Here is a 16,582-nt window from a genome sequence, read left to right as displayed (position 1 = left end):
TAAGACTTTTAATTCATAAATTGTAGCTATCTGGTTAAACATTTCCTGGGTTCGCTCAGTTGGAGGTTTATAAAGAAGTATGAATGATTGGAATTAAAGATGCCTATCCTTTTCTGACGAATCTACTAGGCGAAGATGCAGATCAAGTACTACATATTGTAAAGATTACAATTGAGGGACTCGAAAGAGATTTATTGGAATTAGCTGAAGCTATTTCGCTAAAGGATCGTGTTTTTGCTCGGAACACACTTCACCGTATGCGCTCCAGCCTGGGGCATATGGCAATGAATGATGTATTAACTGTCATGCCACGATCGAGGGATGAGGATCTTTGGGAAAGAATCCCGACCTTCATTATCGCTCTTAAAGAAGAATTAGCAAGGCAAAAAAAGATTATCATTCAAGTTGAGAAGACTTTATTGTAAATTTTTATTTTTTGAAAAAATAATAGACTACATTTGCAACATTCATCAAAGCGATGGATCAATAGTAAAGTAAGTACGCTGTTCCACACAGTAGGTAGTATCCGTTATAAGTAGTATTTTCCTTAAAAGAATTTCCTTCCAACGTTTCCCACTCAATTTGATTTGACATACGTCAAATTCAAACGTTTTCCTTCATTATTGAATTTTCTAATGCGTCCGGATTTTTCCTCAGTGTCAAAGAAGGTTCATTAGGCTAAATAGAATTTTTAATACAATCAAATAAATACAATGCAAGAAGGAAAAGTTAAATTCTTCAACAGTGAAAAGGGGTTTGGATTCATTACTCCAAGTAATAACGGTAAGGACATTTTTGTTCATACAAGTGGCCTAATCCATGAGATCATGGAAAATGACATGGTTGCTTTCGAAGTAGAAGAAGGAAAAAAAGGTTTAAATGCTGTAAACGTTGAGCGAATCGACTGATATTCAGTAATTAAGAATCGATAATAATAATACAATGCAAGAAGGAAAAGTTAAGTTTTTCAATACAGAAAAAGGATTTGGGTTCATTACACCTTCAGGTTCTAATGAAGATATTTTTGTTCACGTCAATGGACTTATTGATGAGATCAGAGAAAATGATACCGTTCAGTTTGAAACTGAGCAAGGCCGAAAAGGCTTAAACGCAGTGAATGTAGAGTTGGTGAACGATTAATTTCGGTTCACGGGCTTTAAAAGCTGTTGATAAAAAGGTGATTTTGCTTAGCAGAATCACCTTTTTTTATTTCTGGTTAATCAGTTTTGCTTAACACTGATTGGAAAATCCTGACCTGTGCTGAAACCAGTTGGGAATTGAGCAGAACCACCATACTTTTTGGAGAGTTCCGGTATATGATCCTCTACATAGGCCTTAAGTTCGTTCACTGTTATTTTCCCGTCTTTATTACCCCCGTCAGCATCTCCGTCCAGGCCCTGTAATAGTGCATAAGTAAACACCCCATGACCTAACTCATCAAACTCCGTTGCGAACTGTTGTGTACCGCTAGCCGAAAGTAATACAGTTCCTGAGCTTCGAGCCAATTGGACAATCGCTTTTTCTTGTGGACTCGCTCGCATGGCAAATAACTCTACAGCACCACCAGAGTGACATGCATCTAAAAGGATAAGCTGTTTTTGCGCACTTACCTCTGCCAACATATTTTTAAGTTCCTGAGCAGAAATTGCCTGCTCTTTGAGCATTTCATTATTTCCATAGAGCTGAGTAACATCATATGGCACCAGATAGTAATCATTGAATTCGCTTTCCAGGTCAACTGTTCCATGACCTGCATAATAGAATATGAACAAATCCTGAGGTTTTGCTTTAGCTATAACTTCTTGGAACTTTGCAATCACATTAGCTTTGGTGACCTCCTCATTATACATTGAATACGCATAAACATTTTCAAAAATATTACCCGATTGAGCCTGAATTTTCTCAAGGAAAGCTTTAGCATCAGGTTCTGCATAATTGAGGTTATATGAGGAGTTTTTGTAATTATTCACACCAATATTGAATACATGTAAATCGCCAGTAGCAATTGCACTACCAGTATAGTTTACTGAAAGCTGATCTGGGCGGGATTCAATTCCCTGAAAATTTATTGCGATTACTGAAAACTTATTGATGCCGGGGAGAAGACTTGCTTCATACTCCAAATTCAATGTTCTTTCATCAGAAGATATTTGATGGCTTTTAATTAATTTTTGATTTTGATAGACGGCAACTTCTTTGATGCCGGAACCACCATCGATTGCTTTTACAGGAAGGGTGATTTTTGCGACATCAGACTGATACACTTCGCCATTAGAAATCAAGTAAAAACTCCGATTATTTTCATCGATCGAAAAAGGGTGCTCGAGAAGTGCTACTGCAGGCCTTTGAATGTTATTTATCGAAAAAATACGATCTCCTTGGGCTTTCAATATATTCTCGACTGAAATTCCTTGTTCCAGGGAAAGCTGTACTTCCTCAGGACGAAAGAGTATAGAGAAGAATTGGCTTCCGTTAAAGAAGGCTTGAAAGTCATCAGATGAAGGCTTGAGCCAACCAAAATGATCAGCACCCTGACCCGCAGAAGCGAAATAACCATCTGCACTCCATAGCACCCATTCATTATCATCTTTTATATACAGACTAGCAAAAGGTCCATCTTCATACTTTTCTTTTAACCAGAAATGAATGACCTCATCTTCACCACCAGTAATCCAGTACTTTTTATTTGATGTAATTGATCGAACGCCACCTGTGTGACCTATAAGGGAGCCCACATACTCACCATTTTTATCGTAGTGGCTAAGCGTAAAATCACTACCAACAAGAATGCCTTCATCAGCAGTTGAGTAATAGCTTAAAATGCGGCCATCGATATCCTTATCATTCTTAACATTTATTGACCCTTTCTTTAATAAATAGGGGGTGAGTTGTTTTATGTCTTCTTTATTATTTTTTGAAATCACATTATCAGGATTAGGTGTAATTACCAAATCCGTCAGATCAAAACTATACTGATATTGTTGTCGGTTTGATGTTTGATTGATAAGTAGTTTGTTATCAACAAATTCTAAATTGTGCACAGCCGCACTTCCATTGCCTATTTTACCACTCAATGTTCCATTGATAGGATTCCAAATCAATATTTCATTTTCAAGGCCACCAGCTGAAGCTACCAGGTAATTATTGTTTTCATCCTTTAGAAACACAGCATCATAAACGGTATTGCTGTGACCGTTAAATTCCGCGATGGGAATGCCTTCAGGAAGTGTATAACTTCTGCCCATACCGCTAACCTTTGTCATCGCTATTGCCATTTCAGAGTCGTCTGTGATGGCCAGGCTTGTAATCTCATGCCCAAGCCCGCTTATTTTTTTTAATACTTTTCCTTCCTGACTAAATATGATAACATAACCGTCTTGCCCTCCGGAAATCAAGTACTTCCCATTGGATGAAAATGAAACTCTATTAACCCCAAGATAATGGCCGGATATTGGTTTATTGCTTTTTAATTTTTTGTTTGTAGGGTCATATTCGATGATTTCAATAAGCTTAGAATCTGTAGCCACAGCTATGATGTTTTGTGATGGATGAAATGAAATTTCATTAATCTTATCTGAGAGATTTATGGCATTGATTTCTGTAGGGGAGAGCACATCTGAAACATCCCACAAAACTAATTTTCCGGATTCGTCTCCACTTATAAGCAGTGGATCGGTAGGATGAAACGCTATCGCAACAATATTATTTTGGTGAACATTTAAGGTTTTGGTTATCGATTTATTGCTATTGTTTATGATAGTTACAGGCGCATATTCTTTTAATGTGTTGTAGGCAGATCCCACTGCAACCAGATTTAGATTTTCATTAATTGCAATGGCATAATTGGAGCCAGATCTTTCAATGATATCAGGTAGATATCGTTTTTCTTTAAGGGACATTTCCTCGATATTCCACCATCTCAGGCTTTTATCTTCACTGACACTCACTAGCTCGTTAGTGCCATATATGAATCCCAGATCTCTTATTTTTCCTGTGTGCCCGGTAGAACTTAAGAGAATTGATGTTTTATTTTGCGCAGAAGCAAATAGGCAAAATAATATGACTGAAAAGTAAACTATATATCTGTTCATCTTTGGTGGTTTGTCGAATTGTCGAATGAAAAGTTAGAAAATATTCCTAATATTATAGTTCTAACCGCCAAGACATTGAAACTTATACGATTCTGCCTGATATTGTTTTTTGGACTCTCAATTCAATTTACATGCGCTCAATTCACTGATATCACATCTGCAGAAATCCCACAAGCAGCTGGTGATGTAGCTTTCATTGACTTTGACTCTGATGGGGATCTGGATTTACTTGTTACGGGTTTTGATAATAATGAACCTGTTTGTCGAATTAGTGTCAATGATGGCGTTGGGAATTTTAAGCCAGCATTCAACCTTGGGTTGGAAGGCTTATCTTCCATACCATCACTTGCAGTTGGTGACTACAACTCAGATGCACTGGTGGATTTTGCGGTAACCGGACTAACCAAAGATTTAGACGCGAGTGGTAATAGAAAAATTAAGCTAATCATTTATAAGAACACAGGTGAAGGTTTCGTGGCAGTGAACGATGAAAATATTGGTATGGACCGAGGGAACCTGGAGTTTGGTGACTATGATAACGACGGTGATCTTGATTTACTTGGGATGGGAGTTGCCAGTTACGAAGAGGGGCTGGTGCAAACAAGACTATTTAGAAATGATGGTAATGATGTCTTTACACCTATAGAATTCACAGATAACCTGTATAATGGAGATGCCAAATTTGTAGATGTAGATATAGATGGAGACTTAGATGTTTCCATTTTTGGCCAAACTGCCTTTGGCGAATTAGTGGCCAAACTCTTGATAAATGATGGCGGTGTGTTCTATGAAGCATATGAATTCACAACATTGTACTTACCCGCCACAGAATGGGGTGATTTTGATAATGATGGAGATCAGGACTTACTTGCTTCTGGATATGATTTTGATGCTGAGTCTGATGGAGTTTATATCTATGAGAATAACTTTAATAGTTCCGGAGATTTTAACCTGGTTGATACAATAGGAAACTCATATTGGGGAGACATTGAAGCAGGTGATTTTAACAATGATAACTTATTAGATTTTGTTATTACAGGGCTTAATGAATCCGCCGGGGATGAGCCAGAAGCAATGGTTTATCAGAACACTGGTGATTTCACTTTTAATGTAGCAGAATTGTTACCTAACGTACGCTTTGCTGCAGCCTGGGGAGATATTAACGGAGATGATAATGTGGATTTAGCCGTTTGCGGATCGCTGGATAATGACTATTACTCGACCAGAATCCTTCGCAATGATGGTGGGTACCCATCCTTTATGCCTGCAGTTCCTGCATTGCTTACTTCTGAGGTTGACAATAATGATGTGACTCTCATGTGGAGCTACCCAAATGACACATCACATGCTTTCAATATTTCGCTTATTGGACCCACAGGGTATGTTATTCAACCATCCGTCAATTTTTCGGATAATACCACTCAAGTGAGTTGGCCGGGGTTTAAAAGCGATACAATTGTGAAGGTGAAGCAACTTCCTGCTGGCGAGTACTTTTGGTCTGTTCAGGCCTTTAAGGCCAATGGACAGTTATCAGATTTTAGTACTGAATCTACTTTTAATGTAGTCTCAGAGCTTCCTGTTACACTTAGCCCATATGAAGTTTCAGTTCTATCTATCGAAGATGAGAATATTAGGTTTAAGAAAGACGTTGCTGTCGGTGATTTTAATAATGATAGAGAAGCCGACTTATTAGTTATTAGTGATTTACGAAATGCCAATGGGTTAAACAATGAACGGGCATTTGTATTTAGAGATGGAAAATATGAAGAAACTTCTTACAGTGAGGATCGGGCTTTATTTATCTCAAAAATTGTTGAAACATCCAACGATGAGCTCTTGGATATTGTGAATGAGCAAGGTGTTTATATTAATGACGATGGACAGAATTTCTTTGAGCAAGAAGTAGATGTTTCTTATGAGTTCTTACTAGGAATGGATGTTTTCGATTTTAACCTCGACGGGATTAATGACCTTTTTCCAATGGGGCAGGATCAATACTTTCAGGGTGTTATCAGAAATGAAATATCCGAACCGAAAGACTATCTAACCCATACTAAAGGATCTTCCTTCTTTTCAGAATATGTTGCGTTTGGAGATTTGAATATGGATGGTATTAATGATATGTATCATTTGCTAAATGGTGATTTATTATATCAAAGACAAGAAGAAAATTTTAATCCTGTTAGTACAGGATTTCAAATACCTGAATTAGCACCTGATGTTTTTAGAGAATCTTATGAACATTTATTGACCGACTTTAACAATGATGGTGATGTGGACATGATTCTACTCAGCAGGGTTTATGCACCCATTGATATCGAGCAAGGGGTATACACTTTAGATCTTTTGGTTGAATATTTTGAGAATGAAAATAATCAATTTGAAAAAGTATCAGAAGCCATTCTCTCTTCGCCATTTGTCGATGATAATTCAGGTTATCATGTGAGTGATTTTTATATGGAACTGGGTGATGTGGATCACGATAACTTCACTGACGTCATAGCAGGATATCGAATTCTGCTATTCGGTGAAGAGGCCTTTAAACAATCATATCTGATTAAAAATGATTCCGCAAACGCTTTGGAAATCATTCAACAGTTTGAATCAAGTGTTGTCCACTTTGCAGATTTGGATCAAGATCTGGATCTTGATCTGGTTGCAATTAATGGAAATGCTAAATACCTAAATACAAGTAATCCTGCTACAGATGTGAGTTCACCATATAATGAGAGCTCATTTATGCAATCTGACACACTCATATTAACCTGGGATTATGACTTACCTTTTGACTCTTATAATGTCGAGGTATTGTATGCTCCGCTTTATGATTCTTTGAATCAGTCGACATTAATACACCCTATGGCTTTTGATGATGGTTTCAGAAAAGTTTGGAGGTCTGGAAATTCAGCAACTTCAAATATTCACCAATTATCTAACCTAAAAGAAGGATATTATGTCTGGCGGGTGCAGGCAATCAATAAAGCCCTGGCAGGTAGTGAATTTTCAGAATGGAACGTTTATAAGCATGAAAAATATGCTTATGATTTCGTTATAAACTCCAATGATTACATAGATCTCAGCAACATATTAGCAGCAGATCTTGATAATGACAGTGACATTGACTTATTGCAGGTTGTGGATGGGCAACTTAGTCTGTTAAATAATATAAATGGGTCACTTAGCTTAGAGACTTCTTTACTTGAAGTAAATGGGAGTATCAGCTTTATAATCGGTTTGTCTGATATTAATCATGATGGAAATTTAGATATCATCTATCAAGATTTTTCCGCAACAGAGAATCAACGACGAATAGCGCTATGGGAAAGTGAAAACTCCTATAAGTACGACTCGATATACTCGAATGGAATTCAAAATGTTTCAACACGTTTTTTGGTTGACATTGACCGAGATGGGGATATTGATTTGGTTGATGATGCCTATGGAGAATCAGGCATAATGATTATGATACTTCACAACAATGGAGAAAAGTTTGTTAAATATGATTCCATTCCTATTGAAGGATTTTTGAGAAAAATTGGAGATTACAATAATGATGGTTGGTTAGATGCTTTTGCTTTTGACGACATTAATGATGCCTATATAATTTATTATGGGAGTAAAGATGGATTTGATCCAAATAATTTCTCAAAAACAAGTCTTAGATCCGGATCTATTCCAGTGGATGGATTCATTGATTATAACAATGATGAGTATATCGATATGGTCGGAGAGGGATACATATCTATAAACGATGAAGGATCACTAACTGAACCATTTTATATTAGTCAACAGGGTGGATCTTTATCAATCATCGATTTAAACGTTGATGGAAAATCGGATTTAATTGACCCAGAAGGTAATTTTTTTCCTCAGTCCTCTAATGGAGAATATTATAAAACAGGCCACTTCGGAAGGTTAGAGTATTACAGTGCGTGGAGTGTCTATTATGATATTGATGGAGATGGTAAAATCAATCATTTGCTTTCAGGTAATGGAGGATTCAACGGAGATGATTCGTGGTTTATGGCAGATATTGAGGAAATCGATGGCCAAATCAATACCGCACCTTCTGCTCCAAGCAATCTTTTTTCAATCGTTGAGTTTGATGAAGCAACAATTTATTGGGATAAGGCATTTGATGCCGAAACACATGAAAATGGGTTATTCTATAATGTTTATGTACGCTCTGAAAGTGATACCATTGTTTATCCGTATTCCCATCCGGATGGATCCCGAAAACTGATTGATCAGGGAAATGCTGGTCATGTAGAACAATTTATTGTTACCAATCTTGAAAACGGCACTTATTACTGGGCTGTACAAACGATAGATAATGGCTATGCTACGAGCCCATTTAGTGAGGAGCTCAGTTTTGAAGTCGAAACATTTGAACGACAAACAAATCCATTCGAAGGAATCTTTATGGATGCTCAGAGTGGGGCAGATTTCGATTCAGATGGCCAATATGACATGTTGGTAAAAGAGGCTAACGGTTACGCACTTTATAATCAAAGTGCAGATGAGTTTGTTCGGAATGCATATGATTTTACAAGTGTGACATATGCCGGGTGGGAAGACTTGAATAATGACGGATCAATGGATATACTATTAGCTACTCCTTCCACAGTTGAGGTGATTTATGATTTCAATACTCCGGAAAGCAGCAGAGAAATATTGATTACAGGCATCAATGCGAGTAGGGTAGAAGCAGTAGATATGGGACTGGATGGTGTTAAAGAACTGATAGTAGCTGAGCCTTCTGAATTCATCGTCTGGATGTATGAGACTGCAAATGGTGCATATGACTATTTTGATGCATATCCGGGATTGGATTACAAATTAATGGATGCAAATAATGACGGAAAACATGATGTATTTATATCAGAAGATACTCAGATCAATATTTATGAAAATTTAAGTATCGGTAATGATAATGCAGTTCTTTATAATCGGTCATTGTTAGAAACGTCCTTTTCGCAAGCACATCTGGGTGATATTAATGCAGATGGAAACATGGATTTCATGGCACTGAATTTAGATACCCAGGCAACTTTGTATGTGAACAGGTCCAATTTCATTTTCGATGTTTTTCCACTAGCCATAGGTGCAACCAGCACAGATATGGGAGACCTGGATAGCGATGGAGATTTGGATATTATGATAAGTTATCCAGACTATACAGAGATTTTGATAAACAATGATCTTCAATTTGATGACTTTCCGATCCAGTATGAAGGCATAAGTTTTGGAGCTGTCCATTGGATCGATGTGAATGGGGATACCAATTTGGAAATCGTGATTAGTGGCCTGAATGCGACGGGTGATACGGTTTCTTACATTCATTATAATAACCTGCTATACCCCAATGAGCTTCCTACAATTCCACAAAACCTGGCCAATACGGTTACTAATGATCAGGTTAAATTGACGTGGGATCGTGCACTGGATACAGAAACTGCTCGAGATGGATTGTACTACACTTTCTCTTTGATAAAAGATGGTCAGGACTTAATCCCACTCGGAACTAGAATTGATGATGTGATCTCAACCACCGAAGTTGTACTTGATTCTTTAGCGGACGGAAGTTACATGTGGTCCGTGCAATCGTTTGATAGCCAACTGGCTACAATGGGCCCTTCACAGTCAGCATCTTTTGAAATAAATGTAGATCCAAAAATTGAGCAACAAATTTTCGAAATTTGTCAGGGTGAATCATCAACCCACCTTGTAAGCCCAAGTCGTTTTGCAGAGAATTATGAATGGACTGTTTCAGGAGGAGAACTTGTTGCAGATAATGATGAAGTAACTATTACATGGACGGAATCAGGACCTCACTGGTTATGGGTTACAAATACAATATATGATAGGACGGATAGCATTGAAATGAACGTTCTCAGTAGCCCTGAAGCATCCTTTTTTATGGATGAAAACCCAGGAACTGGCGCTTTGATTCAATTTTATGATAGCTCATCAAAATCTGTGACCACATGGAATTGGGATTTTGGAGATGGCAATACCTCTTCAGAGTCAAATCCTACAAATATCTTTTCCCAGGCTGGTGCTTTTGAGGTGAGGCTTACTGTTTCCAATGATAATGGTTGCACAGATAGTATAGTAAAGGATATTGTTGTTACAACCAATGTTCCTGTCAAAATCGCCAATGTAATAACACCCAATAACGATGGAATGAATGATTACCTCTACATTGAAAATATTGAGAGGTATCCGGAAAATAGTGTTAAGGTATACTCAGGGGCTGGGGAATTGATTTTTAGTAGAAAAGGGTATGCCAATGACTGGTATGCAACTTCAGGAGGTAAACCGCTTTCCGCGGGCACTTATCTATGTGTGCTAAAAGTAGATGAGCAATCAACTGTAATTAAGCAGCCAATAACCATCATAACCAGATGAAAAAGCTTTTATTATATATCCATCTAATAGTCATATTTATTTATTCTGCTGAAGCTCAGCAAATACCTAATTTTCAGCAAGTTATGACAGATGGATTTAGCTTAAATCCAGCATTTACCGGGCTTTCTGGTGGTTCTGTTTCATTTACCTACAGGCAAGCATGGACGGGACTAGAAAGCAGTCAATCAATGTCATATTTATCAGGTCATACCCTATTGAGAGGTGATCGCGTTGGTGTTGGAGGTAATGTCTACTATGAGCAGTTTGATGTTTTTAAGAACTATCGAGCGGTGACTTCTGGGGCGTATCATATGAGCTTGAATGAATCTTTCCGTATTTCATTCGGGCTAATGGCTGAATGGTTTCAGGTTCGCTTGGACAGGGAGAATATTTTCGTCCAAAATATGAACGATCCTTTATTGAATTCAGAATCGGATAATAGTTGGGATGTTAGCTCTGGGTTTATTGTGGCGAATCAATACGGGGACATAGGTGTTGCATATCACCATTTAAACAGCATCTGGGGTAATAAAAGTAGTAGGCTAGAAGGGGTTTTAACTACAACACTCAATGGGCGTGTACCTGTCAGATATGGATATGACCTTGCAGAGCCAAGGTTAATTTATCAGCGATTTGAAGATGGGAGAGATGTACTTTCTGCTGCTATTTTTTATTCTTACGAAGATCAGGTAGTTAGTGGTATTACTTACCGTTCAGGATCAATAGCTGGAGTGTCTTTAGGATTCCGAGTCGATCATAAATATCTCATTGGCTATTCGATGGAACGTGTTCTTAGTAATGAGGGAAAGGATCTGGGTGCATCTCATGAAATTACCTTTCGCTATGATTTAAATAAACAGTATTACCGAAGAGTAAATCCAGCTGAAGACACCCCATTAAAAAGCACTACATTTAGGAAGAAACGGCTGAAAAATTAAAGCTCTCGGTTAAGAGTAGCTACTTTTTCAATCTTGTCAATAGTTGCCCCCTTCTAAAAGACATAGAAAGCGCGGCAGGTATTTCAGCTTCAGCTTCTATAACGGCAGCCCTTGCTTTCTGAATCTCTGCAAGCATTTCCTGCTCTTCAGCTACAGCCATTGCTCGTCGTTCTTCTGCCTTGGCGTTAGCCACTTCCAAATCTGCAGAGGCTTGATCAATCTGTAGTTTAGCTCCAATATTTTGTCCGATATTGATGTCTGCGATATCAATGGATAATATTTCATAGGCTGTGCCGGCATCAAGACCTGCAGCGAGTACACGCTTTGATATTTCTTCAGGCTTTTCCAATACAATTCTATAGTTTGTAGCTTCACCCATTCTGGAGATAATCCCCTGGCCAACACGCGCTTTAATGGTTTCCTCGCCAGCACCACCGACCAGTTGTTGAATATTGGTCCGTACGGTCACGCGAGCAACAGCGATCAGCTGAATGCCGTCGGCAGATATGCCTGAAATAGCCGGCACAATGATCATATACGGGGTGACAGAAATTTGAACGGCTTCCAAAACGTCTCGGCCAGCAAGGTCAATGGCAGTAGCTTGCTTGAATGATAGTGGGAGGTTTGCTTTATCTGCAACAATAAGTGCTTTGACAACCTTGCTCAGGTTTCCACTAGCTAGATAATGGGTTTCAAATAGCTGAGTATTGACGTCTTTAATTCCGGCTTTTACCGCAAGAATCAAAGAGTTTACAATGAGTGTTGGTGGCACTTTTCGAAATCGCATAAATACCAGATCCAGTAGATTAACTTTCACGCCGGAGAAGATGGCAGTAACCCATAAACTAACAGGAAAAATGAAGAGAATCAGCCATAAAGCAGCTACAACCGATCCTATTATAATCAACGTTTGTACTTCCATAGGATCTAAGGATCGATTTTTATAAGATGTGGGGAAGGTACACCTATTTGTGATGTGCTTTGATACCCTTGAGTTTAAAAATTTATCTACCTCACTGAAGCGTGATTTTCTTAGATTATTAAAATATCTTAGAAATCTCATTATAAATAGTACTAGTTTGCCTGTTGGAATAACTTTTCAAGCCTTAGGTAGATAGATGAAGAAGCGAATCGTACTCATAGATGATGACAAGCAAACTAATTTCCTTAACAAGCTCACCATCGAGCGATCGAATGTTGTTGATGAAGTTGTAATCTTCTCCTCTCCATTGGAAGCACTGGACTATCTCAACAAAAGGCCTGATGAAGAAAAGGGTTCTTTGATCCTTCTTGACATTAATATGCCTGTAATGGACGGGTGGGAATTTTTAAGGCTTTACGCAACGAAAAATCAAAATAAAGCGGTTGACAAAGTAGTCATGCTTACATCATCCATTGACCCCAGAGATCAAAAACTGGCTGAAGAAAATGTGCTTGTATCTGATTTGAAATTTAAACCTTTGTCCCTTCGGATGATTAACGAAATAGTAAAATTGCTGTTGAAATAAGCTTTTCATTCTACTGACCCTTCCTTAATTCTCGATGATTCATTTCAATTTAGTTCAAAATACGTTTAGCTTTCTGCCTCATTGAAAAAACAGAACATTTAAATTATGAAAAAGCTAACCAAAACCTTAAAATCTCTGATTGCGATGTTATTAGCTGTGCTTTTCACAGCAAGTACTATGATTTCATGCACGGGAGGAAGCCAATCAGAAGAAAGTAGTGATCAAACAGAAGAGCCTGCTGAAGCTGCTGAAGAAGAGGCGGCATCAGATGAGCATCCGTCTGCTGAAGGTGATGAGCACCCTAGTGGCGAGCACCCAACCGGTGATGAGGCAGAAGCTGATAGTACAGCTACAGAAGGCAATGAATAAACACTTGCTTTAAATTTAATTAGATGAATCAGACTTTCTCTCAAATGAGAAAGTTGTCTTTACATTGACTGGCTCCTCATTTACTTCAAGAATGGGGTAGGCCAGGAATGGTACTGGCCCGGAAGCGGGTCCCGGACTGAATTGAAGGTTCCGACCCTGACTCAATTCTATTCTATTGGCCGGATGATGTCCGAAATAATAGGTTGCCAATGGCGTATATTTATTTGCTTCACTTATATCTACAGGCCACCATTTTCCATCCGCATAAAATTCTGCCCAGCAATGGTAGCCATTCACACCACCTTCATTTCTTTCTGATGGGATGGATGCTCCAACAGCAAACCTGGCCGGAATACCAACAGACCTTGCTAACGCTATAAAGAAAGAGTGAAACTCCGTGCAGTTACCTGACTTGCTGTCACAAGCATAATTCGCATCGCCTGTTCCATAAGTCCCTTGCTTTGCATATCTCATGTTATCAATAATGTAATCATATAATGCTCTTGCCTCGGTTAAAGGAGTGTTTGCATTTCGTTCAGTAATCACCTCATTCGCTATGGTTGAAAATCGATCTGTCAATGGAATGAGAGGGGTGCTAGTCAGGTATTGGTCAAGGTTTAAATGATCCTCTCTGTACGGATATTTTTCCTCACGAATGACTTCATAAGATACACTGACGATACTACCACTGTGTGCTGGAGTGAGCTCCATAAATAGTATTTCGTTACCAAAATCTACTTCTTTGATGATCTTGTAGCCTACTGGAGCATTGATCTGTTTTGATTCGATTTGCTGAAAACGATCATTCTGTGCCAATGGCAACCACAGCTTTGCATTATTTGTTAGTTCAGGTAATGTCACTTTGTAGGTAAAAGAAAACCGATCTTGACCTTCAATGACACCAAGTAGCTCGTTGGAAGCGCTCTTAACCGGTACTGTAGACCAGGTTTTGTCTTTTGCTTGCTTCCAGGTGTAGTACGGTTTTCCATTTAGCTTATGAAGGTTGGTTTGAGTCACGATCATACTATCAGCGGTTCCTTTAAGGAAGAAGTCTACGTCGTAAACGTCACCTTCAGAGGTTGCCAGATCGACACATGCAAAAAACTCATTGGGTCCTAAGACAGAAAGGTATTCTGTATGCACACGTACCAATTTAAGGTCGAATGTTGCGGTATCCCCTTCATAGCGAAAGTATCCGTTGCTGACAGCTACTTCTTTGTTTATGTGTGCTCGTATTCCACGATCTACATCTTCGACTGTGACCTTGCTCTTTGGCGTTTTCTGTGGTTGCTTATCTGCTTTTGCGTTGCATCCTGTTAAATAAATGATCAGCGTGAAAAAGCAAGTAGCTTTTAATATTCGTATGCTTTTGGAGAAATGAGAGCGCTTCATGTAGAAAAAGTACTGAATCGTTTCATGGATACCAAGCACTGGTTGACAGTAATTACATATCTAATTTATTCTGCAAGGAAGATTCGAAACCTCATCAATTTTTTAGAATTTTTGACGAGCATGCTTCATAATAGCTATACTTGATATCCATTATTTAGTTTATGCAGCAAATACAGGAAGTCATTCTAAATAACACGGAGGCTTCAGCAATACTCAGTGTACAGTCGGTCCAATCACTTTGGAGCGAATATGGTGGAATCAAAAGGTATTTTTTGGAAGGAGGGAAGTACAAAAGCGTCATTGTCAAACATATCCAATTTCCAGCCAAACCACATCATCCCAAAGGGTGGAGTACACCCTTATCTCATCAGCGAAAGCTTAAATCATATCAAGTTGAGTGCCAATGGTATCGGCATTATTCTCAGTATACAAATGAACATAGTAAAATACCGCAATGCCATCAAATTATTGAAGAGGAAAGCGAGCTATTACTGCTTATGGAAGACCTTGATGCCAGTGGATATTCTATCAGACCGGATATTGAATCAGTTAATTTAATCCATGTTAAAACATGCCTTAGTTGGTTGGCTCATTTTCATGCCACTTTCATGGGAACAGAGCCTGAAGGACTCTGGCCCACAGGTAGCTACTGGCATCTGGATACAAGACCGGATGAATTGGCACGGATGGAAAATATCACCCTAAAAAATGCTGCGAAGCAGATAGATGACAGATTAAAAAATGCATTGTTCCAAACATTGGTTCATGGTGATGCTAAGTTGGCAAATTTTTGTTTTAGCAATGAAGTATCAGTTGCAGCAGTTGATTTTCAGTATATTGGTAAAGGGTGTGGAATGAAAGATGTTGCCTATTTTATTAGCAGTTGCTTTGATGAGGCTCAATGCGAAACCTATGAAGACGAATTACTGAATCACTATTTTAATCAACTTCAAATATCACTGGATAAAAACATTGATTTTCAGTTAGTTAAAAAGGAATGGATGGGATTGTATAAATATGCATGGGCTGATTTTTATCGTTTTCTGGATGGATGGAATCCGGGGCATTGGAAAATGCATGGGTATAGCGAGAGGCTCGCACAGGAAGTGCTTGATGAGGTCTCTATTAAATGATTTTTCATAGTGAGATATAGCAGTCTTGTACATTTAGTTACCTTTAATTAAAAGAAATTTAAACGAATGAGTGAGTATTCTAACAATAGCAGTAAAACCACAGGCATCATTGTCATCATTGTGGTTGTTTTAGCCGGTTTGACTGCAGCCTGGTATTTTGGGATGTATAAACCTGAACAAGAGGCGAAGGAACAAGCACGCCTGGAGCAAATAGCACAAGCTGAAGCAGAGAAAAAGAGACAGGAAGAAGCTGCGAAACGGAAAGCTCGATACGATCAGCTAATTACGGACGCTGATGATGCTTTTGACTCGGAAGATTGGCAAACGGCACAGTCTCTGTATACAAATGCCTCAACTTTTTTACCAAACGAACAATATCCTAAAGATCAACTAGCTCTGGTTAATGCTAAACTGGAGGAGATAGCCGCAAGAGAAGCACGGATTGCGGCAGGTGTAGTAGAAACAGTAAGCTCACCCACCGAGCGATTCTATGTGATCGTATCGAGTAGTATAGACGATGACCTGGCCATGGACTATGCCAAAAAATTAGCCCAGGAAGGAACTAGTGTAAAGCTGGTGCAGCACAACTACAATGAGTTACCCTTTCATGGGATTTCTGTTGGCGATTATGAGACCTGGGCTCAAGCAGAGGCTGCCTTATCTTCTTTTAGCAACTTTGGAAATGTATGGGTATTGAAGTATTAAAATGCAATCAATAATATCATGACACCCAGATATTT

General features: G+C 38.6%; 12 protein-coding genes. 9 read left to right on the top strand and 3 right to left on the bottom strand.

The genetic code is table 11. The features are described from left to right. The first annotated feature begins 83 nt into the window (after positions 1-83). From CHB71_RS05200 to CHB71_RS05190, 3 genes are all read left to right on the top strand, one after another. Positions 84-425: a hypothetical protein gene (locus CHB71_RS05200; RefSeq protein WP_089355842.1), complete on the top strand. Its 342-nt coding sequence runs from the start codon at positions 84-86 to the stop codon at positions 423-425. A 288-nt stretch (positions 426-713) separates the two neighbouring features. After that, positions 714-908 (top strand): cold-shock protein, encoded by a 195-nt coding sequence (locus CHB71_RS05195; protein ID WP_089355841.1) that lies wholly within the window; start codon positions 714-716, stop codon positions 906-908. A 34-nt stretch (positions 909-942) separates the two neighbouring features. Continuing rightward, a complete protein-coding gene (locus CHB71_RS05190; RefSeq protein ID WP_089355840.1) occupies positions 943-1,140 on the top strand; it encodes a cold-shock protein in 198 nt (65 codons plus the stop codon). 80 nt (positions 1,141-1,220) lie between these two features. Here CHB71_RS05190 and CHB71_RS05185 read toward each other — a convergent pair whose 3' ends face one another. Further along, the gene (locus CHB71_RS05185; RefSeq protein WP_089355839.1) at positions 1,221-4,091 is read right to left on the bottom strand and encodes a caspase family protein; all 2,871 of its coding nucleotides are present in this window, start codon (positions 4,089-4,091) and stop codon (positions 1,221-1,223) included. A gap of 75 nt (positions 4,092-4,166) precedes the next feature. Between CHB71_RS05185 and CHB71_RS05180 the strand changes: the two genes are divergently transcribed. Together CHB71_RS05180 and CHB71_RS05175 are read left to right on the top strand one after the other, a co-directional pair. After that, positions 4,167-10,502, top strand: a complete 6,336-nt coding sequence (locus CHB71_RS05180) for an FG-GAP-like repeat-containing protein (protein ID WP_144017336.1) — start codon at positions 4,167-4,169, stop codon at positions 10,500-10,502. After that, positions 10,499-11,440: a PorP/SprF family type IX secretion system membrane protein gene (locus CHB71_RS05175; protein WP_089355837.1), complete on the top strand. Its 942-nt coding sequence runs from the start codon at positions 10,499-10,501 to the stop codon at positions 11,438-11,440. Before CHB71_RS05180 ends, CHB71_RS05175 begins: the two co-directional genes overlap by 4 nt. Positions 11,441-11,459: 19 nt before the next feature. On the opposite strand, the gene floA is transcribed toward CHB71_RS05175, so the two are convergent. Then, positions 11,460-12,362, bottom strand: a complete 903-nt coding sequence (floA, locus tag CHB71_RS05170) for a flotillin-like protein FloA (RefSeq protein ID WP_089356330.1) — start codon at positions 12,360-12,362, stop codon at positions 11,460-11,462. 196 nt (positions 12,363-12,558) lie between these two features. Here floA and CHB71_RS05165 point away from each other — a divergent pair, with 196 nt between their 5' ends. Further along, on the top strand, positions 12,559-12,948 hold the full coding sequence (locus CHB71_RS05165) for a response regulator (RefSeq protein ID WP_089355836.1): 390 nt from the start codon (positions 12,559-12,561) through the stop codon (positions 12,946-12,948). Positions 12,949-13,053: 105 nt separating this feature from the next. Next, entirely contained in the window at positions 13,054-13,317 is a 264-nt protein-coding gene (locus tag CHB71_RS05160) for a hypothetical protein (protein WP_089355835.1), read from the top strand. Positions 13,318-13,332: 15 nt separating this feature from the next. Here CHB71_RS05160 and CHB71_RS05155 read toward each other — a convergent pair whose 3' ends face one another. Beyond that, positions 13,333-14,709 (bottom strand): transglutaminase-like domain-containing protein, encoded by a 1,377-nt coding sequence (locus tag CHB71_RS05155; RefSeq protein WP_089355834.1) that lies wholly within the window; start codon positions 14,707-14,709, stop codon positions 13,333-13,335. A gap of 161 nt (positions 14,710-14,870) precedes the next feature. On the opposite strand from CHB71_RS05155, the gene CHB71_RS05150 reads away from it, so the two are divergent. After that, entirely contained in the window at positions 14,871-15,842 is a 972-nt protein-coding gene (locus CHB71_RS05150) for a phosphotransferase (protein WP_089355833.1), read from the top strand. 66 nt (positions 15,843-15,908) lie between these two features. Continuing rightward, positions 15,909-16,547, top strand: coding sequence for a hypothetical protein (locus CHB71_RS05145; protein WP_089355832.1), 639 nt, complete (start codon positions 15,909-15,911; stop codon positions 16,545-16,547). The last annotated feature ends 35 nt before the right edge of the window (positions 16,548-16,582 follow it).

Origin of the sequence: Ekhidna lutea, from assembly GCF_900188325.1 — a bacterium.
GTDB lineage: Bacteria > Bacteroidota > Bacteroidia > Cytophagales > Cyclobacteriaceae > Ekhidna > Ekhidna lutea.
This window is presented reverse-complemented; position numbering and strand designations above follow the sequence as displayed.

Coding starts and splice junctions, on each gene's coding strand:
- CHB71_RS05165 (WP_089355836.1), top strand. CDS start 12,559: ATGAAGAAGCGAATCGTACTCATAGATGATGACAAGCAAACTAATTTC.
- CHB71_RS05175 (WP_089355837.1), top strand. CDS start 10,499: ATGAAAAAGCTTTTATTATATATCCATCTAATAGTCATATTTATTTAT.
- CHB71_RS05145 (WP_089355832.1), top strand. CDS start 15,909: ATGAGTGAGTATTCTAACAATAGCAGTAAAACCACAGGCATCATTGTC.
- CHB71_RS05160 (WP_089355835.1), top strand. CDS start 13,054: ATGAAAAAGCTAACCAAAACCTTAAAATCTCTGATTGCGATGTTATTA.
- CHB71_RS05190 (WP_089355840.1), top strand. CDS start 943: ATGCAAGAAGGAAAAGTTAAGTTTTTCAATACAGAAAAAGGATTTGGG.
- CHB71_RS05195 (WP_089355841.1), top strand. CDS start 714: ATGCAAGAAGGAAAAGTTAAATTCTTCAACAGTGAAAAGGGGTTTGGA.
- CHB71_RS05200 (WP_089355842.1), top strand. CDS start 84: ATGATTGGAATTAAAGATGCCTATCCTTTTCTGACGAATCTACTAGGC.
- CHB71_RS05150 (WP_089355833.1), top strand. CDS start 14,871: ATGCAGCAAATACAGGAAGTCATTCTAAATAACACGGAGGCTTCAGCA.
- CHB71_RS05155 (WP_089355834.1), bottom strand. CDS start 14,709: ATGAAGCGCTCTCATTTCTCCAAAAGCATACGAATATTAAAAGCTACT.
- floA (WP_089356330.1), bottom strand. CDS start 12,362: ATGGAAGTACAAACGTTGATTATAATAGGATCGGTTGTAGCTGCTTTA.
- CHB71_RS05185 (WP_089355839.1), bottom strand. CDS start 4,091: ATGAACAGATATATAGTTTACTTTTCAGTCATATTATTTTGCCTATTT.